The 21,210-nt window shown below is 32.9% G+C and carries 24 protein-coding genes and 3 pseudogenes; 22 read left to right on the plus strand and 5 right to left on the minus strand.

Annotated features, from left to right (window positions below):
- Positions 1–4: 4 nt before the first annotated feature.
- The 4 genes from galE (at position 5) to BM211_RS12555 (ending at position 2,752) form a co-directional block, all read left to right on the plus strand.
- A complete protein-coding gene (galE, locus tag BM211_RS12545; RefSeq protein WP_090997745.1) occupies positions 5–1,021 on the plus strand; it encodes a UDP-glucose 4-epimerase GalE in 1,017 nt (338 codons plus the stop codon).
- Between the two features lie 539 nt (positions 1,022–1,560).
- A complete protein-coding gene (locus BM211_RS26750) occupies positions 1,561–1,740 on the plus strand; it encodes a hypothetical protein (RefSeq protein WP_218160804.1) in 180 nt (59 codons plus the stop codon).
- Complete coding sequence (locus BM211_RS12550) at positions 1,676–2,236, plus strand: VanZ family protein (protein ID WP_256217101.1); 561 nt, start codon at positions 1,676–1,678, stop codon at positions 2,234–2,236. Before BM211_RS26750 ends, BM211_RS12550 begins: the two co-directional genes overlap by 65 nt.
- A 192-nt stretch (positions 2,237–2,428) precedes the next feature.
- Entirely contained in the window at positions 2,429–2,752 is a 324-nt protein-coding gene (locus BM211_RS12555; protein WP_090997751.1) for a hypothetical protein, read from the plus strand.
- Positions 2,753–3,001: 249 nt separating this feature from the next.
- Here BM211_RS12555 and BM211_RS12560 read toward each other — a convergent pair.
- Positions 3,002–3,831: pseudogene (locus tag BM211_RS12560) on the minus strand (transposase).
- Between the two features lie 244 nt (positions 3,832–4,075).
- Here BM211_RS12560 and tsaA point away from each other — a divergent pair.
- The 5 genes and pseudogenes from tsaA to BM211_RS12580 all read left to right on the plus strand — a co-directional run.
- Positions 4,076–4,537 (plus strand): tRNA (N6-threonylcarbamoyladenosine(37)-N6)-methyltransferase TrmO, encoded by a 462-nt coding sequence (gene tsaA / locus BM211_RS12565; protein ID WP_090997754.1) that lies wholly within the window; start codon positions 4,076–4,078, stop codon positions 4,535–4,537.
- Between the two features lie 26 nt (positions 4,538–4,563).
- Positions 4,564–5,127, plus strand: coding sequence for a GNAT family N-acetyltransferase (locus BM211_RS12570; RefSeq protein WP_090997757.1), 564 nt, complete (start codon positions 4,564–4,566; stop codon positions 5,125–5,127).
- Positions 5,128–5,820: 693 nt separating this feature from the next.
- Entirely contained in the window at positions 5,821–6,345 is a 525-nt protein-coding gene (locus tag BM211_RS12575; protein ID WP_090997758.1) for a hypothetical protein, read from the plus strand.
- Between the two features lie 24 nt (positions 6,346–6,369).
- Positions 6,370–6,468: pseudogene (locus BM211_RS27125) on the plus strand (transposase); the annotation flags it as partial.
- A gap of 1 nt (position 6,469) precedes the next feature.
- Positions 6,470–6,757: pseudogene (locus BM211_RS12580) on the plus strand (cupin domain-containing protein); the annotation flags it as partial.
- A gap of 440 nt (positions 6,758–7,197) precedes the next feature.
- On the opposite strand, the gene BM211_RS12585 reads toward BM211_RS12580, so the two are convergent.
- The 3 genes from BM211_RS12585 to BM211_RS12595 are packed head-to-tail and all read right to left on the minus strand — an operon-like array spanning position 7,198 to position 8,538.
- A complete protein-coding gene (locus tag BM211_RS12585) occupies positions 7,198–7,725 on the minus strand; it encodes a permease (protein WP_141771634.1) in 528 nt (175 codons plus the stop codon).
- A complete protein-coding gene (locus BM211_RS12590) occupies positions 7,722–8,204 on the minus strand; it encodes a hypothetical protein (protein ID WP_090997763.1) in 483 nt (160 codons plus the stop codon). Before BM211_RS12590 ends, BM211_RS12585 begins: the two co-directional genes overlap by 4 nt.
- On the minus strand, positions 8,197–8,538 hold the full coding sequence (locus BM211_RS12595) for a PadR family transcriptional regulator (protein WP_090997766.1): 342 nt from the start codon (positions 8,536–8,538) through the stop codon (positions 8,197–8,199). The genes BM211_RS12590 and BM211_RS12595 overlap by 8 nt, the downstream gene beginning before the upstream one ends.
- 436 nt (positions 8,539–8,974) lie before the next feature.
- Here BM211_RS12595 and BM211_RS12600 point away from each other — a divergent pair, with 436 nt between their 5' ends.
- From BM211_RS12600 to BM211_RS12655, 11 genes are all read left to right on the plus strand, one after another.
- A complete protein-coding gene (locus tag BM211_RS12600) occupies positions 8,975–9,994 on the plus strand; it encodes a zinc-binding alcohol dehydrogenase family protein (RefSeq protein WP_090997769.1) in 1,020 nt (339 codons plus the stop codon).
- Between the two features lie 809 nt (positions 9,995–10,803).
- Positions 10,804–11,529 (plus strand): metallophosphoesterase family protein, encoded by a 726-nt coding sequence (locus BM211_RS12610; protein ID WP_090997772.1) that lies wholly within the window; start codon positions 10,804–10,806, stop codon positions 11,527–11,529.
- A gap of 353 nt (positions 11,530–11,882) precedes the next feature.
- On the plus strand, positions 11,883–12,443 hold the full coding sequence (locus BM211_RS12620; RefSeq protein WP_090997777.1) for a hypothetical protein: 561 nt from the start codon (positions 11,883–11,885) through the stop codon (positions 12,441–12,443).
- A gap of 103 nt (positions 12,444–12,546) precedes the next feature.
- A complete protein-coding gene (locus tag BM211_RS12625; protein WP_090997780.1) occupies positions 12,547–12,900 on the plus strand; it encodes an SH3 domain-containing protein in 354 nt (117 codons plus the stop codon).
- An 80-nt stretch (positions 12,901–12,980) separates the two neighbouring features.
- Complete coding sequence (locus BM211_RS12630) at positions 12,981–13,508, plus strand: histidine phosphatase family protein (protein ID WP_090997783.1); 528 nt, start codon at positions 12,981–12,983, stop codon at positions 13,506–13,508.
- Between the two features lie 30 nt (positions 13,509–13,538).
- Entirely contained in the window at positions 13,539–14,210 is a 672-nt protein-coding gene (locus BM211_RS12635; protein WP_090997786.1) for an HAD family hydrolase, read from the plus strand.
- 64 nt (positions 14,211–14,274) lie between these two features.
- Positions 14,275–14,781, plus strand: a complete 507-nt coding sequence (locus BM211_RS12640; RefSeq protein WP_090997789.1) for a GNAT family N-acetyltransferase — start codon at positions 14,275–14,277, stop codon at positions 14,779–14,781.
- A gap of 422 nt (positions 14,782–15,203) precedes the next feature.
- A complete protein-coding gene (locus BM211_RS26755; RefSeq protein WP_218160806.1) occupies positions 15,204–15,362 on the plus strand; it encodes a hypothetical protein in 159 nt (52 codons plus the stop codon).
- Between the two features lie 157 nt (positions 15,363–15,519).
- The gene (gene murF, locus BM211_RS12645; RefSeq protein WP_035430705.1) at positions 15,520–16,896 is read left to right on the plus strand and encodes a UDP-N-acetylmuramoyl-tripeptide--D-alanyl-D-alanine ligase; all 1,377 of its coding nucleotides are present in this window, start codon (positions 15,520–15,522) and stop codon (positions 16,894–16,896) included.
- A 372-nt stretch (positions 16,897–17,268) separates the two neighbouring features.
- A complete protein-coding gene (locus BM211_RS12650; RefSeq protein ID WP_090997792.1) occupies positions 17,269–17,823 on the plus strand; it encodes a GNAT family N-acetyltransferase in 555 nt (184 codons plus the stop codon).
- Positions 17,824–17,860: 37 nt separating this feature from the next.
- Positions 17,861–18,289, plus strand: coding sequence for a YkvA family protein (locus BM211_RS12655; protein WP_256217098.1), 429 nt, complete (start codon positions 17,861–17,863; stop codon positions 18,287–18,289).
- Positions 18,290–18,357: 68 nt separating this feature from the next.
- Here BM211_RS12655 and BM211_RS12660 read toward each other — a convergent pair whose 3' ends face one another.
- Positions 18,358–18,732 carry a hypothetical protein gene (locus BM211_RS12660; RefSeq protein WP_141771635.1) on the minus strand — a complete coding sequence of 125 codons (375 nt, stop codon included), beginning with the start codon at positions 18,730–18,732 and terminating at the stop codon, positions 18,358–18,360.
- Positions 18,733–19,434: 702 nt separating this feature from the next.
- Between BM211_RS12660 and BM211_RS12670 the strand changes: the two genes are divergently transcribed.
- Positions 19,435–20,010, plus strand: coding sequence for a peroxiredoxin family protein (locus BM211_RS12670; RefSeq protein ID WP_035430699.1), 576 nt, complete (start codon positions 19,435–19,437; stop codon positions 20,008–20,010).
- Positions 20,011–20,243: 233 nt separating this feature from the next.
- Positions 20,244–21,134 (plus strand): 3'-5' exonuclease, encoded by an 891-nt coding sequence (locus tag BM211_RS12675; RefSeq protein WP_090997802.1) that lies wholly within the window; start codon positions 20,244–20,246, stop codon positions 21,132–21,134.
- Positions 21,135–21,210 lie beyond the last annotated feature (76 nt).

Here is a 21,210-nt window from a genome sequence, read left to right on the forward strand (position 1 = left end):
AAATATGAATCAGACAATATTAATAACTGGCGGTGCAGGATACATAGGTTCGCATACTACAAAGAAAATGCTAGATTACGGATTTAATGTGATTGTAGTCGATGATTTAAGCACAGGCTATCGAGAAGCTGTTGACAATAGAGCTGAATTTTACCAATTAGATGTAACGGATAAAACGGAATTTTCTGCCCTATTATCCAAACTACAAGTGGATGCTGTTTTACACTGTGCTGGTAAAATAATTGTAAAAGAAAGTATGGAACAACCATTTGATTATTATAATGCTAACGTTTTGGGTCTTCAAATGGTATTAGAAGCTTTGGTTGAAAATAACATTAAAAATATTATGTTCTCTTCAACAGCTTCTGTTTATGGTGACAATTGTATCCATTCACCTGCAACAGAAAACACACCAACATCACCTGTTAATCCATATGCAGAAACAAAATTAGCAGGAGAAAAATTAATTCATTGGGTAGCTAATAGATACGACATGAAATATGTGATATTCAGGTATTTCAATGTTGCTGGAGCAGAATTGGATGCGTCAAATGGTTTAGCGATGTTAAATACTACTCACATTATTCCAAATGCAAATAAAACCATTTTAGGACAAAATAACGAATTGTTAATTTTCGGGAATGATTATGATACAAAAGATGGAACATGTATAAGAGATTACATTCATGTTTTAGACTTAGCAAATGCACATACCTTGGGTATGCGATATTTATTATCTGGTAATGATTCGAATTTATTCAATTTAGGTACTGAAAAAGGATATTCTGTATTAGAGATTGTACAAAAAGTTGAGAGCGTGACGAAACAAACATTAAACTATCGATTTGTAGAAAGACGTAACGGTGATCCAGCTAATATTTTAGCAAATTGTATAAAAGCAAAAGAGATATTAGGATGGCAACCCCAGTACTCCTTAGAACAAATAATTAAGTCCGATTATGAATGGCGATTAAAGCATAAATATAGTCCCTTCTTCTCAAAAAACCTATTACTCTCTTAGATTTAACAATCATGATGGTGGCACTATCTACCTAAATGGTGAACAAGTTTATTACCAATAATCTGTTTCTGGGGTATCGCCCATACCCATCAAGCTAAGATTTTAAAGTACCCCCAAAACGAAAATTTTATCTCTTCTTAGTTGTCTATGGGAGTCTAGTTCATTTGTTGTTTTAGGAAATAATGAATTTATAACTATAGTAGGGGTAGAGTTCAGGAAAATGTTGATTTTATACGCTAAGGATATGCAGGATACGAGAGCAGTTTGAACTGTCAAATGCTGTTGTGACAGGGATGTATGAAATCCTGCATACAGCAGAGGGAACAGAAAGCTGGCAAACTCTTGGTATGAACGGATTCCTGAGACTTGGTTACTGCTTATAATGATACGTTATGTTAACCTGACATAAATCCAGCATGCAAAAAACTTCTTAAGTCATTTTTATCTAAAAAACATGGATTATAATGGAAAAATAGATTAATATAGGATATTGAAACAGGTAATCTTTCCCTTCTCTTGAATAAGGGGAGGTTGTAGAAATGAACATAAGGAGTTTAGATGAACACTATGAAGAAGTATGGATTATTAAGTATACCTCTTATTCTTTTCAGTTGGGACTTATTATCGCATTTCAATTTCCAAATTGTATTGAACATGATAATTGTTTTGATTCTGCTAGCTATTCTTTTAAAACGTACAACACTTCAAAATATTTTTGATTGGATCATTGGTAGTTGTTTTTCTATATATTTTTGTTTCCTGTATATGAAGACAATTAAAATTAGCTTCTTTTACTCTCAAATGAATCACACAACAGAGGAAATAAAAAGAATGATTACATTATCAGTCAATCTGATACCATTCAAAGGAATTATAGATATATTGCAACATAATCCTTCTGCTTTTTATCAAGTCTTCGGAAATGGAATTATGCTTGCTCCTTTTACATTTGCTATGCTGTATTTTAAGTGGGTAATAAGTATTAGACAAGCTATCTGGTACTCATTCCTTTGTACAGTGGCTATTGAATTCATTCAATTCATACAGACTTGTATATCAGCTCTATTTGGATTAGGCGAAGGTAGAAGTACAGACATTGATGACGTAATCTTAAATACTATAAGTGCTGTGGTAGGTATTGTTTGTTACCTTCTATGGTGTAAAATTGAAAACCGATTTAGCAGAAAAATAAGAGACGACAACATACCTATTTAACTTCCGCTAACGAGAATTATATGAACACAAAAGTCCCCCAGTTAAACAATCTGGAGGACTTTTAATAGTCTCCTAAATACATTGAATCCCGATAATGTTACGTTATGTTAACCGAGCATGAATATCCTATTCATCCAAACTTGCACAAAAGTGTCCTTGCTAATGGTACAATTAGGATAACGGAGGAATATTATGGGATACCTTAATGAGCTTTATGTAATACTGTTTTTTCTAATCGGCACTGGAATATTCGTAATTATCAAGTCTGATTCACCAAAAATCAGGAAAAAAAATCTATCATTCGTAATGGTCAGTTTAGGGATAAATATACTCGCAATTCCAATGGCTTTTTTTATAGGTGGAATGGCAACAGCTCCCCCAGATAGTACTGAACTTGATTTTTGGGGAGGATTTCTCTGTGTTCAGGGAATACCGCTTCTCATACTACTTCTAGCTTTAGTTTGGTGGTTTATCGTTGGAATAAGGAAAAAGTCCACATGTAGGATTTTAAAATGACTTCCGCTAACGAATTTTACGTCAACTAGCTCCTCGAAAGAGGGGCTAGTCGTTTTTTACAATAGCAAAGATGAGATTTCACTTTTAGAAACTGTCTTAGCGTATAAAATTCACGTTTTGCTGTCAATACCCAATGCCCATCAAGCTAATAAAGTAAATTATTAGATACGAAATGATCCTGGTTTCAAAACTAGCAAGTGATAAAAAAGTAGGCATGCTAAAGAAGCCTATTAAAATGCGATTTTTTCGCTATGCAGCTTGTCTATGCTTCACCGTCGTTTTATACACAATCCCTAGAATATCAAAGACCGTCATCTTCTTATACCTATGACATTTACGACCGTTTTTTTGAGCGGCTGATAAAGGCGATGCAGAATTTTTAAAAGTTCTTCTGTGCCAACGGCTATCGCTTGAAACAGTAACGGAAAGTAATCTGTAATCATATAAGTCACACTCTAGGCGTTCTCTTTTTATATTTTTACATTCATCAATTTCAAAGAATGACTTCCACGTTTTAAACAAAATTTCACTCTGCCAACGAAGTGAATATAATGAATGCACGTAGTTCGTCGGTACTTCTTCTAGCGACGTGTTCGTGATATATACATTCATGCCCATTAAACGTTTACTTTTATCATTCATGACAATGCTTTTTTCTTTTTACGTATCGCTTGGTTTTTCAGACGTGTTTGCGTTTGATCGTCGGTTAAACGCAAACATGTGCTGGAAGTTTCTAATTTTGGATAATGTATGCCTCGGGGATTTCCATCGTTTCACCAGGGATTAGACCAGACAGCATTTGTGTCATATCAAGCTGGATTAAAGCGTTGATTCAGTACTTCTGAGCTCATAAGTACTCCAGTGGAATCTTCTAACTGACTGCACAATTGTGTAAGTGATGTGCTAGCAATTTCTTGACTGAGCCATACGCAAAGGGCAATGAGTTCGTTTGCTTGATACTTACTAAATCGCTGTACAAAGCCAACTTGGTTGGCGATATCTTGTAGGGCTACTGGAGATAAAAAGTATTGTAGCTCTTGTGCGAAAAGATTCAGTTCATTTGAAATAGTAGGATTCATTAAAAACACCATCCTTTCTCATAAACTTCTTACGATAAGCATAGCGTTTTTTTATTTTGAAGATGTGGTTTTAACTTTGTTTGATGGGCATGGGGTGGGACCCATAATAGAAATAATTTAAGAGAGTGAAATATTTTTTTAGTAGGTTATTAGTAAAACTTATTAAATTAATAAGAAAAACAAAATTTAATTATCGCTAAATGTCTTATAGGATTAATAAAAAGGAGTGTCTGGAGGGATTTATATGGAAATTACAATTAAACCAGTTGCATATGTTCATAATTCTCGTGAAGAAATGAGAGATGATAATTGGGGTTGTGTTTTTTCAGTAATTGAACTAACTGATGAATTAAATAAATCTGCATTACAAGGAATAGAAGATTTTTCACACTTAGAAGTGATTTTTTACTTTGATAAAGTATCTGATGATAAAGTCCAGTATGAAGCAAGGCACCCAAGAAATAACCCTAATTTCCCGAAAGTTGGCATTTTTTCGCAAAGAGGGAAAAATAGACCGAATAAATTGGGTGTAACTACAGTTGAATTGATAGAGCATACTGGAAATAAGTTAGTGGTAAAAGGATTAGATGCAATAGATGGAACGCCTATTATTGATATTAAACCTGTAATGAAGGAATTTCTTCCTAAGAATGAAATTAAACAAGCAAATTGGTCTACTGTTTTAATGAAAGATTATTGGAAGTGATGTGATAGAGAAAAGGGGGTATATATGTGAGCACAGTTCAAAAAAATATTTTAGCTTGTTATAACGGGATACATATTCGTGTTTTCGATAATAAGAAAGATGATATTGAACAGTTAACCCAAGTATTAAATAAGTCATATAAAAAATTGGCTGATTTAGGTTTTAATTATCTGGCAAGTCATCAGGATTCTAGTATTACTCTTGAACGAATTAACAAGGCATTATGCCTTGTTGCCATTCGAAATAATAAAATTATTGGTTCAATTTCTTATTACTCACCAGAGAAAAACAAAGGATGTAATTGGTATAACAAAGATAATGTAGCAACAATAGGCCAGTTTGGCATCCATCCTTCTTATCAATCAATGGGAATCGGAAGAAAGTTGATTGAATTAGTTGAAGAGTTAGCAATAAAAGAAGGGATAGAGGAGCTCGCATTAGATACAGCTGAGGGAGCCGGTCATCTTATTAAATATTATGGTGATAAGGGATATCGTTTTATTGAATATATCAATTGGGAAATTACAAATTACAGAAGTGTTGTTTTAAGTAAAAAATTAATTAAAGTAACTACTGATAACAAGGATTAGGTGAATAGGATGTCTCTTTCTTAGAATACGGAAGGGGTTTTTGGTAATGAAACTTAGTAGTTTATAAGCGATACTTTGCGGTCTATGACAGCAACCCTGTCACTACCTCTTTATAATGTTTTGAATCTATACTTTTCTTGCTGATTTTGAGGATATAAGGAGAATATGGACAAAGTCAATGATTGCAGGGAAATGAAAGCTAACTATACATATTTGCTTACATTAAAATTCACTTGATCTTTGCGCCCGCAAAAGGAAGGGACAGTGCCTATCAAATTGTAATCATTGATGATGTTCCAAATAAGGCTAAATTAGAAAACATCTCATATTTTTAATTCCTATAATTTGTTAAATGTTGAGAGATAAAAAAATATTTTGAAACACCCCCATAACGAAAATTTTTACCTTTCTACAGTTATTTATAAGAACTCGGCTCATTTTTTTCGTTTTGGGAACAATGCATTTCTTAACTTGATGGCGATGTGTCAATACCTCTATATGTGAAATGAATATACGGAAAATTTTAATTGTATCCAATGGATGAACAAGAAACCTTTGTAGGGTGACTTTATCTTGAATTTTTCTTCTCAGTCTGTGACCAAATGAATACAAGGTAGTTAGAAGCGCTTCATGTAAATGTTTTTCTTTATCTAATAAGTGGATTCGTTATGATTTTTAAAGGAGGTTTTGCTAATGAGGAAAACACTTCCCATTTTCTTTTTCATTTTAATGATATTAGCTGGATGTAATTCTAATACAGTTAACTCATCCCTATATAAAGGGAAGAGCTTAAACATCGGTATTATAGGAAATGCTCCACAAGTAAGAGAAGAAAACGTGAAGTTCACAACTATAACTTTGAATGAGTTAGAGGAAGGGAAAACACTTGCATCAAAATTTGATGCCGTTTTTATTATGAAGGAGCATTTGTCAGAGGCTGCCGATAGTAAATATGCGAAAGTATATAAAGAGACAGGGATTCCATTTTTCTTTATTGAGACAAAAAAATCATATATTCCTTTTGTTTATGAAAAAGTATCTTATGAAGATTTTCCAAAAGTAGAATCAGGTGAATATGCGACGGGTTATTTTCAAGAGGGTGAAAATATTCAAAGTTGGGGTTTTGGACTATACAATGATAATGTAAATGAAGCAAATATTAAGGATGTATATACACGAATATTTAGTACAATCGAATCCCTAAAAATAAGGAGTTGACATAACTTAAACAGACTATAATGAGAAGCGGATACCGAAACCAACTTTGTATTCGTCAAACTGCGCGGTAAGAACAGAGGTAAACCGATGACCTATGGAGATGTAGAAGCTCTTTTTAAACGATATTGTCTATGATGTATTAACACCAGATTTTATGAAGGCGCATATTGAACTCTTAATGATGGATTTGAATGCGCATACTACTACTACAGAGAGTCATTATTCACATGACGATAAAGAAGAGATTGCTGTGGTTATGAAAGGTCAAGCATATGTTGAACTGGAAGAAACCGAATATTTTTTAGATGAAGGAGATGTCGTACGCATTCCACCAAATGTTAAACACCGATTTTTGAACAAGAGTGATGAACCTAATCATATTTTATTCGTACTAACCCCATCATTAGTTTAAATAGCTCCTCCACATGTAAATATTAAAAGATAGAGTAACTTTAACCACTAAAAAGGGGGCCTCCCCATACCCATCAACTTAAGAATTCAGAATTACCCCAAAACGAAAAAATGAACTAAATCCTCATAGACACCTACGAAAAGATAAAAATTTCGTTTTGGGGGCATTTCAAAATGTAAGTTTGATGGGCATGTGACGCGACCCCATCGCCATCAAGCTAAGAAAAGAAACTATCCCAAAATGAGAAATTTGACACCTCAGATGAAAATGTACAAATTCTTTGTTTAGGGTCGTTATAAAATTCTTAAGTTGATGGTGATGTAAGATGATTCCTATCTTAAAATGCTGATTTATAAAGGATTTTTGATCAAATGTTATTTAAAATCTACAGTTACAAAAGAATCTGTGATTGAGGAGTTTAAAGACTTATTGATCTAAATCTAAACTTCTTTCGTTATATCATACTTTAACAATTGTCGGTGGTCATAAAATTTTTCGAAAATAACACCCATTAAATAGAAAAATAATAAACCAAAACAAATGTGAATGATTGTAAATTTAGCTCCAAATGAAGCAAATTCATACACCATAACCGGTAATTTTGCAGTTGTCCAAACTCCTAGAAAAAATACAATATATCGTATGCTCGCTCCTTTTTTTAATAAAAGTGCCGCGATTGGAAAAGCAACATAGAGGGGACCGGCTGCAATTCCTCCTAGTAATAGGGAGAACAAGATGCCATAGATGCCAGATTTTTCCCCCATATATTTAATTAATGTTTCTTTCTTCACCCACTGGTCAAGTAACCCTACGAATATTAAGACAGGAGGAAGTAGAAACAGCATATCTAAAATACTTTTTCCTGTTAATTGAAATGCGTTCCATCCCAACGATTGGTTTATAAAAGTCAATATAATGAGTCCAAATAGTAAAATGAAAAAGAAACGATATCTTTTTAATTCATTCATACCATCACCACCCAAATAATATACGAGAATATGAGAGACATTAACAATGCAGATGCATTACGAGAATAAGCAAAACTTCGCCCAAATATCTTTTGTTCCATCGGTAAAGTTGTGATTCCTACTGACATTAATGTAGACATTAATACCGCAACTTGAGGGAGGCCCGCACCATTTTGAACTAATGTATTTCCTAGCGGAAACACAATAAAGCTTGGAATGAGTGCAACAGAGCCAATTATTGCTGAATAAACAATACCGATGAATCCAGATTTTTCCCCAATGATGGAAGAAATGAAGGAAGGCGTTAATATAGATAGTGATAGTCCAACGAAAAGCATAATTGATAGCATGGAAGGTATAAGATTACGAAACATTTTCCATGACTTTAATAGAGCATCTTTTGTTTTATTTCGATCCTTTATAAAAGAGATACTGATAAGAATAATAGCGATAGCGTAAAGGATAACACCATTAATCATGATCATACTCCTTCCATTCTTTATATTTGTTTAAGAAAAATGATAAATTCTTAATTTTTTCTTCAATATCTACTTGAAAATCTTCTAATTTTCTTTTTCCAACTGTAGTAATTTTGTACATCTTTATCGGCTTATCTTGATCAGTTGTATCCAAATAAGACTCAACAGCGCCTTCTTTCTCTAATTTTTTTAGTGTGCGATATATGATGGCACTATCAATTGGATTGATGGGAAGCTCTTCTTCACATTTCTGCAGAAGTTTCCCTCCATAGCAATCTCCCTCTGTTAAAAACAGCAAAAGAAATGCACCTGTATGTCTTCCTGTATGTTTCATGAAATATATAACCTCCTAATTTAAATGTAAAAAAAATTTTTCGTTAACATAACATTAAAGTCGACACTGTTAATAACATATTACTGTCATTAACAGTAATATGTTATTAACAGTATAAAAATAATTTAAATGTTATGTCAATACTAAAATATACTACATGTTTTTTTATCTTTGTGATAACATGAATTCAATTGCAAATACTACCGAAGAATTGATAAAGTCAACAGAAATGAATGCGATGTCTTCTAGGGGGTATGTAACGCTATCCCTATTACGAAAATTAAACATTGTTCGTCTACATATGTAACACAACCAACAAATAAAAGGACTATCACATATTAGTCATGATCAATATGTGATAGTCCTTATCTTTTATGAATTTTTGCAATTTATAATGTAAAGAGAAGCTCAATTTTATGAAGCGGAGGGAATGAATATGAAAGCAGTTGGTTTATTAGAATATTTACCTATCGAAAATGAGAACAGTTTAATCGATATTGAATTACCACGTCCAATACCGAAAGGAAAGGATTTACTTGTAAAAATTCATGCTATTTCTGTTAATCCTGTTGATACAAAAGTTCGAGCACCAAAAGATAAGAAAGAAGAAGAGTATAAAATACTCGGCTGGGATGCTAGCGGCGTTGTTGTAGAAGTTGGAGAAGAGTGTACTTTGTTTCAGCCAGGTGATGAAGTTTTCTATGCAGGAAGTATTATTAGACAAGGTACATATAGTGAATATCATCTAGTGGATGAGAGAATTGTTGGGGTGAAACCGAAAAATTTGACCCATGCACAATCAGCTGCGATTCCTTTAACTGCGATTACAGCGTGGGAAGGTTTGTTTGAACGCTTAGCAATTGATGTAAACAATAAGGAAAAGAATGAACTGAAAAATATTTTAATCATTGGCGGTGCAGGCGGTGTAGGTTCTATTGCCATCCAATTAGCAAAATGGGCTGGCCTTAACGTGATAACAACTGCCTCTCGAAAGGAGACGAGAGAGTGGGTGGAACGTTTAGGTGCTGATTATGTGATCAATCATCATGAATCATTAAAAAAACAATTATCACAAATTGAAATAGAAGAAGTTGATTATATTTTCTGCTTAAATAATACAGATCAACACTGGAGCGGCATGGCAGAAGTAATCAAACCACAGGGGAAAATTTGTTCAATTGTAGAAAATGAGAAACCGTTAGAGTTAGGGTTATTAAAAAGTAAAAGTGCTTCATTTGTTTGGGAATTCATGTTTACAAGAGCTATGTACCAGACTGAAGATATGATGAATCAACATCTTTTGTTAAATCAAGTTAGCGAATTACTGGATCAAAATGTGATTAAGACGACTGTAAACAAGACGTTATCACCAATTTATGCAGCTAATATTAGAAAAGCACATGCGATGATTGAAACAGGAAGTACGATTGGGAAGATCGTATTGGAAACATTTTGAAGGTATATAAGTGAATACTGCCAAGAGTGAAATATGAGGAATGGAGCTGTATGTACTACAGCTCCAGTTTTTTGTGTAGGTCTGAAATATTGTTATTAATTTTGATAAATCATCAATACAAGCTCTTCCCATGGTAAATTAAATCGTTGTTTTATAAAAAATTTTGACTGCTTTGTATTCCTTCTTCAACTAACATACTGACTGATGTAATATTTTACTTTAAAAGATCTCTGGCTTTTCAACATATAAGCCTAGAATATATCCACAATTCAAACAAAAATATGAAGATATCGGTGAAGATTGACTTCTTGGGTTGTTATAGGAAAACATATGAACTACTCCGCTGCCTGCATTTATAATCCCTTTCTCAATTTGATTAGCATTACACTTAGGACATACTTTCTCTTTCAACGTTTTTCACTCCATTCTTTTATTCAAGTTCCATTTTCATATATATTTTAACAGGAATTTGAAATGTGTTGCTCCATTAAACTGTAGCTTTAGTTCCTTAAGATTAAGCGGGAAAGTATAAAGAGTTTTCGGTTAATCTTTTTTCAAAACGATACGACTTTATTTCAAACCCACAGTTTGCTTGCTTCTAATTTGTTAAACTTCCGCATATATGTGAATTTGAAATAGAGTCACGATGTTTAATAGCAAGAGCTAATCCTAAAAATATTTAGTGTCGGCTTTTTCCAATTAATGTATAATAATAGCGTGAATATTCATTTTATATAAATTGAGGGCAGAATTTTTCATATTTATGATGAAATAAAAGCGAAACTATAAATTCTGAAGGGGTAATTGGTATGAAAATCGCGATAATAGCCGACATTCACGGAAATAAAGATGCCTTACAAGCTGTACTAACAGATATTAATAACCGAGGGATTCAATCTATTTATAATTTAGGGGATAGCTTATATGGTCCTTTATTTCCACTGGAAACCTATGATCTTTTAATGAACCAAAATATTCAAAGTATTAAAGGGAATTGCGATCGAATTTTATTAGAGTCTAATACATCTAATTTAACAGTTCAATATGTACAGAATTTATTAGAGGATGAGCATAAAAAGTGGGTTTCTAATTTACCTAATTTTTTACAAACAGATGATTTTTATTTTTGTCATGGAACACCGACAAGTGATGAAATATATTTGTTAGAGGAAATGAACGCTAGTGGATCAGTGCTTAAAAAGACAGGAGATATTATGAAATTAGTAAATGGTATTCCACAAAGGCTTATCTTTTGTGCGCATACACATATATCAAGAGTCATTTATCTTCCAAATGATAAAATAATTATTAACCCAGGAAGTGTTGGGCTACCTGCTTATGAAGATGAATTACCAATCTATCATAAAATGGAATCAGGTTCACCATTTGCTAATTATACAATTGTTACAAAACAAGAAAATGATTGGATGATAGAGCAATTACATATTCCTTATAATCGAGATGGAGCAATTAACAAAAGTGAAATAAACGGTCGCTTAGATTGGGCTAGAGCGGTGAAAACAGGAAGAATATAAACTTTTATAAACTGAGAAGTATGATGATGATAACCTTTAGACGTAATTACGACTAAAGGTTTTTTAGTATAAAAAATTAAACAAATACAAAAGTACAAGGAGACAATTTTATGGAAAATAATAAAAATGTAATACTCGCTTTGACTGTTTTTGCTTTAGGTTTAGCATTTTTTGTTGGAGGCATGGTTTATTCATTATGGGGATCATTTTGAATGCTTAAATTGTCGGTTTGAAACAAAGATGCATCGTTTTGAAGAAAGTCGTACCGTTTATAAAAAAGATGAACTGAAATAACTTATCTAAGTGGCGAAGGAATTTCAGCTCATCTTTTTTATATCAAAGGAGGGAATCTTATGTATATTTTGATCGGGAGTGGAATTTTAATTGTTGTTCTCGTCTTTTTATTAGCAGAAAAAATTGCTGCAAACTCAGCGATGATGGTAAGTTTTCAAGGAAAACAGCTAAAAAAGTTTCTTTTAGGATTAACAGTTACGGGTGTTCTTTGTACTGCTTACGGTATATATCATAAAATGACATATAAACTTCCATTTGTTGATATTAAAGTGAATAATGAGGAATATACGGTCTTTGGAAACATTGGGGAGTTAGGATATTATTCCGATGAATTGATTAAAAAAGGAAAAGAAACCCACATGTATATCACACTTTGGGAAGATATTCGCCTAGCGGATGCTCAAATGGTTATCACTTATCCATCTGGAAAAGTAGAAGTTTGGGAGCCGAAAATGTCTTTGCTTACAGATACAACGAAACAAGATGTAAATAAGAAGTTTAAAATCAAAGAAATTTATGAGATGTCTCCTTACACATTTAAAGAATCAGGAAATGTAAAAGCAACCTTAAAAAATGGAGCGGATACAATTGGGAGCATGTTAATGAAAGTGCAAGAATGATTTTTTTGCTTTTTCTGTAAAAGGATTCACTATACTTTTTGTCGAATTTACAGGAAATAGGTGAATTTATAGTATTACGTAGATAAGAAAGAAGGGATTCGTAATGAATTATGTAGTTATAAAAAGTCATAGGACGAATTATCCGAATCCTATTAGCTTAGTTAAGGGGCAGTCATTTACTATTGGAGAAAAATATAATGGACCGGAGAAGTGGATGAATTGGTACTTTTGTACGATAGTCGATAAAAATAGTTCAGGATGGGTGCCAGCGCAAATTATCCAATGGAAAGGGACAGAAGGTATTGCTAAGGAAGATTATACCGCAAAAGAGTTGGATGTTGATGAAGGTGTACATTTAGTTGGTTTAAAAGAACTTAATGGATGGATTTGGTGTCAAAGAGTTCTTACTCTTGAAGAAGGATGGGTACCAAAAGAAAATATAAAGCTTACTATATAAATAGTAAGAAGACTATAAAAGTGATAAGAAAAGTTATCAATCAGAGGGGGAAAACTCGCAAGTAATGGGAGGATGGAGCAATGATTTATGTGGTTCGACACGGACAAACAGATTTAAACAAAGAAGGAAGACTGCAAGGAAGAGCTGGATTACCTTTAAATGAACATGGTATAGAGCAGGCGAAGTGTTTAAGAGACGATTTGAAAGGTATAAAATTCGATTACATATTTTCCTCCCCGCAAGAAAGAGCAATTCAAACAGCAGAAATAGCAACAGGTATTAAAGTAATAATTGATGAAAGACTTGATGTTTTTGATTTAGGAGAAGCTGATGGATTAAAAAAAGGTGAAGTAAAAATGGCTGGAGCTGTGCCCGATACGAGTGTTTATAACGGTGTTGAAGAACCGAATTGTTACGTGAAAAGAGTTTTCAGTTTCATGAATGAACTTGAAAGTAAATACGGTCAGAAAGAGTTAAATATCTTGTTATCCGGACATAGATGTACAACAGGTTGTATTGCTGCTTATTTTGAAGGGATACCAGAAGACAGTAATATTTTAAGACTTTCATCAAATAATGGAGAATATAAAACATACAACTTTAAATAATCGCAAAATTTCGAAATAAGGAGAGTCAATATGATTAAAGCTGTTATTTTCGATTTAGATGGAACGCTATTAGACAGAGATCATTCTCTTAATCTCTTCATTAGAGACCAATATAAAAGGTATATCAATGAATTGAATCATATAACTGAAGAACAATATGTAACTCGGTTCATTGAATTAGATAATAAGGGTTATGTTTGGAAAGACAAAGTATATGAGCAATTGCTTAGAGAATATGCTATTTCCAGTTTAACTTGGGAGCAATTATTAGAGGATTATATAAACAACTTTCAACATCACTGTACACCCTTTCCTCATATGAAGAATGTTTTACAGGAGCTTAAGAATAGAGGGTTATTATTAGGTATGATCACAAATGGATTTACTGAATTTCAATTGCTGAATATTCATGCTCTTAATATTGAGAAGCATATGGATACTATATTAGTGTCCGAACAAGAGGGGATAAAAAAACCACAGGCTGACATCTTCCTAAGAGCTATAGAAAGATTAGGTGTCAAACCAGAAGAAAGTATATTCATAGGCGATCATCCAGAGAATGATGTAATAGCGGCTAGGAATGTAGGAATGCATGCAATATGGAAGAAGGATACATTTTGGGGACAGCCGTTTATAGATGAGCATGTTATTGAGGATTTACGGGAGTTGTTGCATGTAGTGAATACGTTTCAAAAAGTATAATACATCAAAAGAAATAGAGAAATACAGTAACTTAAATAAAGTTCTATAGGGAGAGGGTATTGAATTGTTCATAAGAGAGGCAGCAGAAAGCGATGCAGCGGAAATTTTATATCTTCGAAAGAGCATTATTTCTCAAAATGAATTTTTTATCCCCACTAGCGAAGAATTTCATGTTGATATTGAAACGCAGCGAAAGAAAACAATTACAATTAGTCAGCAGGGCGGCATAACATTTGTTGCAGAAGATGGTGGACGAATTGTTGGTTTTCTAGTTTTCACAAGAAATTCTATGAAACGCCTGAATCATACTGGCTCATTTGGCATGGGAATTTTAGAAGGTTATCGTAATCAAGGTGTCGGAACAAAATTGCTTTCACAATTAATAGATTGGGCAAAAACACAAAAAGGTATAGAAAAAATTTGTTTAGGTGTTTTCTCAACAAATGAACGAGCGATAAAGCTACATGAAAAAATCGGGTTTAAAGAAGAGGGCAGAGAGAAACGGCAGATTAAATTTGAGGATGGTCGATATGCAGATAATGTTTTGATGGCGTTGTATTTATACCAGTAAATTAGATGTGTAATTGGATTAAGATGGTTAGAAGCATAGAATTCGCTGTTAAAAAAGAGGGGACAAAGCCTTTTGAAGAAAAATTTTGGGAGAACACTATGCAATGTTACTTTCGACTGTCCCGGGGGTAACTTATAGCTTATATCGTTTTCAACAAGTAAAATGATTGAATCTATTAGTATTGGTTTTGTTAGGAAATCTTATTGACAGCACTTTATTGACAGTACTTTCTAATTCGGCAATACAGGCATTGTGGAATGAAGTCTATTATAACTCATGTTTAGCTGTTTTGTTGCTCATAACTTGTTTTAACAACAAAAACGTTCGCTATATATGTCGCACTATTATGAGAAAACTTTTTCTCGAATCTAATGTATTGAAGATATTTAAGTTCATTACGTTTTGCTTCACTTGCAGCAGTGATGACCAAGCTTATACAAAATTTTGGAACTGAAGCCTTTAGTAAAGGGATTATTATCAAACAAGTACTGAGTTTGGGATTCTATGGTCTTGCATTTGTAGGCTTTATATATAGTGCTAAAGTGGTTAATGAGAATATAAATAAAGAATATAATGTGTAAAGCTGGTATAACCGGCTTTTTGGTATTCCATTAAAAAATATTTCAGATTGAGAATCGTCAACCTAATTAGATTTCTTTATTCATATTTGATTAATTTCAATGAAATAAAATTAGTAGACGAGATAGTAGAAATAATTATAAATGGAGAGTGACTATTTTGATTCAAAGAAGATTGCTTGAAATAGAACAAATGGTAATCGGAGAAGGTTTACAGACGAAATATCATAATCATCTTATAAAAGGGGTTTCTATTAATTCGAAAGCGATAAGACCGGGCAATTTATTTATCCCAATTGTTAGGGTAAAGAACGGTCATGATTATGTGGAAGAGGCGATACAGCGAGGAGCTATTGCTTCTTTGTGGGAGAAATCTCAGCCAAATCCACCGAAAGATATACCATTAATTTTTGTAAATGATACATTAGTAGCTTTGCAACACTTAGCACGATCTTACAGAAATCAATTGTCTGTCAATATAATTGGTGTTACAGGAAGCAACGGAAAGACAACAACAAAGGATTTAATTAACTCTGTATTAAATACAACATACAAAGTTCATAAAACAAAAGGTAATTTGAATAGCCAAATTGGTTTACCATTAACAATCCTAGAAATTGAAGAGGATTGTGAAATAGCAGTATTAGAGATGGGGATGAGTGAACGCGGACAAATTCAACGTTTGTCAGAAATTGCTGAACCGAATATATCTGTTATCACAATGATTGGACAATCGCACATACAAACATTGGGTTCAAGAGAAGCAATAGCAGATGCAAAACTTGAAATAGTAATGAACTTAAAGGAAAAAAGTTTACTTATTTACATCGGGGATGAACCTCTTTTAAATGAAAAAATTCAAACGTTGCTTAACTCCAATCAGATTAAATGTATCAAATTTGGTGAATCTTTTTTAAATGATGTTTATCCTGTGTCTATGAAAGAACATTCAAAAGGAATCGATTTTACATTAAACGATAAATCAACTTATTTTATACCTCTCCATGGAAAACATAATGTTTACAACGCTATTATTGCTATAAAAGTTGGTGAACAATTCAATTTAAATCGACAGAAAATTAAACAAGGATTAAAACAAGTAGAAATAACAGAAATGCGATTTGAAATGTTGAAAGCAAAATCAGGGGCTACAATTATTAATGATGCTTGGAATGCTAGTCCTTCTTCTGTTAAAGCAGCGATCGAAACATTTGAACAACTTGTAGGATACAAACAGAAAATTATTGTGTTAGGTGATATGTTGGAGTTGGGTCTAGAGGAAGAAAAATACCACCGAGAAATTGGTGAGATAGTAAATCCCGACACAATAGATTACATTTTCACAATTGGAGAACTTGCGAACATGATTGCACAAGAAGCAAAACCTAGATATAAAAAAGGAAAAGTGAAGGCATTTCGCACAAAAGAAGAGGCTATTATAGAAATCCGGTCCGTATGTAATCCGGAAGATGCAGTCTTGGTAAAAGGTTCAAGAGGAATGGCTCTAGAAGAAGTAGTCCGAAAATTAATGAAATAATATAGGGTTAATAATTTATATACGTACAAATTAAAAAATCGACATAAAAAACCCTCTTTCTTTTTAGGATGGCGAGAGTATCTGGCCAGGCATAGGAGCGGTCAGGGCCTATTTCTGCCACATGCAAGGTTTAAAACAAAAAGAAAAAGCAAGTAGCAGTCATGTTGTATTTTTCATAGAAGTGACTTATATGTCGGAAAATTAAACTGGATATATATAATTAGCACAAGTTAGGTAAACAAAAGATGTTTTCATAGCAGGGACACTTTATCAGTCTAAAACAATTTTTTAATAGTGTAATACATACTTCTATGGTCTAAAATATTTTTTCACTAATTTCATAAAAACAATTCGAAAGGAAGAGACATAGTTATGTTCCCAATATTAGAAACAGAACGTCTACGCTTAATCGAGATAAATCAGACCTATAGCCAAAATATATATGACATTTTTTCAATTGAAGAGGTAACACGTTACTATGGGATGAAGCCTTTTAATGAGATAGAGCAAGCCATTCAAATGATTAATTCTTTTGCGAAAAATTTTCAAGAAAAACGAGCGATTCGTTGGGGAATCGTTGTGAAGGAAACAGGTGATTTTGTTGGTACAGTAGGTTTTAACAATTTACAACTTTGGAGTAAACGAGCAGAGATAGGTTACGATATTCACCCTGCTTTTTGGAGAAAAGGATATGCATCTGAAGCAGTAAAAGAAGTGTTAGCATATGGATTTCAAAAGCTTGATCTATTTCGGATTGGAGCAATTACATACCCTGAAAATACGGCATCTTCTCATTTGTTATTAAAATTAGGGTTTCAGAAAGAAGGATTGTTGAGAGGTTATATTTATCAAGGAAATCAATCAAATGATGCTTTAGTTTATTTGATTTTGAAAACTGATTGGGAGAAAGTAGGGAATCTTGAATAGTGAATGCAAAATTACAAGAAAATGAATGGGATCTATTTTGAGTCAAAATAAACGGGTACAAACGGAAAAAGAATTATCAATTATACAGAAAATGAAAAGGTGGGCAAAGAATTTAAAGAAACAAGTTCTTCTGCTGTATTTAGCATACCAAGATAAAAGAGTTCCATGGCATGCTAAGCTGTTTACGATGCTCGTTGTTGCCTATGCTTTTAGTCCTATCGATTTAATCCCGGACTTCATTCCAATCTTAGGATATCTTGATGATCTTATTCTTGTTCCTATCGGTGTTTATTTGGCATTAAAACTTATCCCTGAAGAAGTATTAGAGGATTGTAAAAGAAAAATAGAAGAAAAATCACTTGTAAATAAACCTAAGAATTGGATAACAGCAATACTTATCATATGCATTTGGCTACTTGTTTTTATATGGATTGGAAAATTTGTTTTATCATATATGGGTCATTAATTATTTTAAATTTATGTTTATACAAAAAAGAGATCCGTACTTGATCTCTTTTTTGTAAATAGTAATTTTCACTTGTATTTCTTTTCAATCCAATTAATGAAAAGGTACGACATACTCAATTCAATTACCATTAAAAACAGATGAAATGAGTAATGATATACAAGAAAAAGATATAATGCGCTAAATGGGACACTTAAGAAAATACTGCCGTATTTATTTTTAGTAAAAAAGTAAATAGCCGCTCCGCAAATCATACCGATTAATAACGATTCTAAGGCTATAAACAGAATGGAGTCTCTGTAGTAGAAGTCTAATATGTAAGTGAATTGTCCTGGAAAGTTTGCATAAAAAATCCAAAGTAAGATAATCCATATATTCAAAGTAATGATGAAATCTTTTCCGAAATGTATGGTTATAAATGCTTGCCAATTACGATGCTGCATAACTCTTACACTTCTTATCAAGAGAAAAATAAGAGCAAAGAACCCAGCCCAAGTAATTATTACTTGTGTAATCTCTGATATGGTAATCACCCCTTCAATATTTCCTAACTTTATACGAGCAAACAAGAGACTGCAAAATAAAACTAGAAAGAACACCATACAATATCGTGATAGTTACTTTTATTTCTATAGGAAATGAGCTTTTAAAAATAAAAAACCATATGAGAATGGTAAAAAAAGTATACATGAATAAGGAGAATTTTGTAACGATTAGTCCTTCCTTACAGTTCTCGCAAACGAGCTTATGAGAATTATTTCTTAGAAATAGCTGCTTATTACTGAATGTAGTATTAAAATTTGAACACCTTTTCATCGGAAAACCTCCACTCGTTTTATAAAATTCTTAGTATAAATATAATTTTGGGAAATTTAATATTTTTTCTCTTTATGTAATCATTGTATTGAAGAGAAGGAGTATTTATCTTGAGGTTTGTATGTTTTTGGGGATTTATAACACATCTTTTAGGGAATTCTATACTTTTAATATACAATTCACCAACAGAAAATTCCTGCATTTTCAAGAGAATATGCATTTCTTCCCATAGAGAATATTTCCATCTTTCTCCGTATAAGCTAAAATAAAGTAAAACTGTTTTTTTGGAGCTCTAGGGGGACAAAGATAAAATATAAGGAATGGTGTATATGTGGAGGAAAATAGCAATTGTTGTTGTGTTAGTAGGTTTAGCCGGTTATGCAATCTATCAGCAGTTTGGGAAAGAGAAGGTAGAAGTAACAGATAATCAAGAACAAAGTACAAACGATGAGAAAGAAGTAATTGCGCAAAATGGCATTGAAATCGGAAAGGCGGCACCTGATTTTGAATTGTCCAAGCTTGACGGTACTAAGGTTAAGCTTTCTGATTTAAAGGGGAAGAAGGTAATTTTGAACTTTTGGGCAACGTGGTGTGGTCCGTGTCAAAGAGAAATGCCTGATATGCAGGAGTTTTATAGTAAATACCAAAATGATGTAGAAATATTAGCGGTAAATTATACAGCGTCAGAGGGATCAGAAGGAAAAGAGAAGGTTCGAAAATTTGCAGAGGAGAAAGGGGTTACCTTTCCAATTCTACTTGATACAGAAATAAAGGTAACAACTACTTATAAAGTCATTACGATTCCAACGTCATATTTTGTTGATACAAAAGGTGTTATCCAAGATAAATTTATTGGACCGATGACGGTGAATGAAATGGAGAAAAGAGTTGCAAATTTAAAGTAAAGATGCAAGTAGGAATGGCATGTGTACCATTCCTATTTTCTATTTAAAAGCTATATACAAGTTGGAAAATCCCTTTTTTTAGTGGGGGGAGAGAGCATCTAGCCGTGCATAGTAGCGGTCATGTAGTATTTTGAATAGCAGCTTTATATTTCGAATAGTGAGCATGGATATACAGTTGAGTTTCTTATAGTATATTAAGTTATAATATAAATAAAAAAGCTGAGGAGAAGGTTATGGGAAATTATACAGGTGATTATGTTGTAATTGATTTTGAAACGACAGGGTTTAATCCTTATCAAGATAGTATTATTCAAATGGCTGCAATTCGATATCGAGATCATATTTGCACGGATCAATTTGTTTCGTATGTGAATCCAGAGAAAATGATTCCAAGTCGGATTACAATGTTGACAGGGATTCGGAATTTTGATGTTGCAGCCGCGCCGACAATTGATATTGTATTACCAGAGTTTGTTTCATTTCTTGGAGAAGATACAATTATTGCTCATAATGCATCTTTTGATATGAGGTTTTTAAAGAGTAATATGGAACGATTAAGAATTGGCACACCGAAAAATGTCGTGATTGATACACTTAGTTTAGCAAAACGATATATAAAACAAGTACCAAATCATAAATTAGAAACTCTGAAACGATTGTTACAAATTGAAGTGGCTTCTCACAATGCATTAGATGATTGTTTCACTTGTGCAGCTGTATATCAAAAGTGTGTAGAGCTAAAGGGCGGAAAAGTAAAAAAGGTGATTTCTAAAGCTATAACACAGGAAGAAGAAAGAGCCTATGAGATTGTAAAAGCAATATTGGAAAAACATAATAAAGATACAACAGTCATTCATCACGCAAGTGTCGGGAAGTATTTGGACATTAAAGCAATGTATTCATTTGCGAGGATTAAGCTAAAAGGAAGAAAAAGATATGTATTAACAAATAAAGAACAAGAGGAAATAGTAGCATTGTATCCGAGTGTTATTTGTGAAGCTGCGACGAAAAGTGAATGGGGTCTTACAAGAATCATGATTGATCAGCCTGAAGATTTAGTTGCTTTTGAAGGTGTGATTCTTGGGGCGTATGAGGAAATAAACCAAATATTGCAGCGTTCTTAAAGTGTTAGTTACATTTCATGTGCGAAAATAAAATTTTCTCATAAATCTGATTAGAGTGTTTTTTTGCTGTTCATAC

It is taken from the genome of Bacillus sp. 491mf (assembly GCF_900112415.1).
GTDB lineage: Bacteria > Bacillota > Bacilli > Bacillales > Bacillaceae_G > Bacillus_A.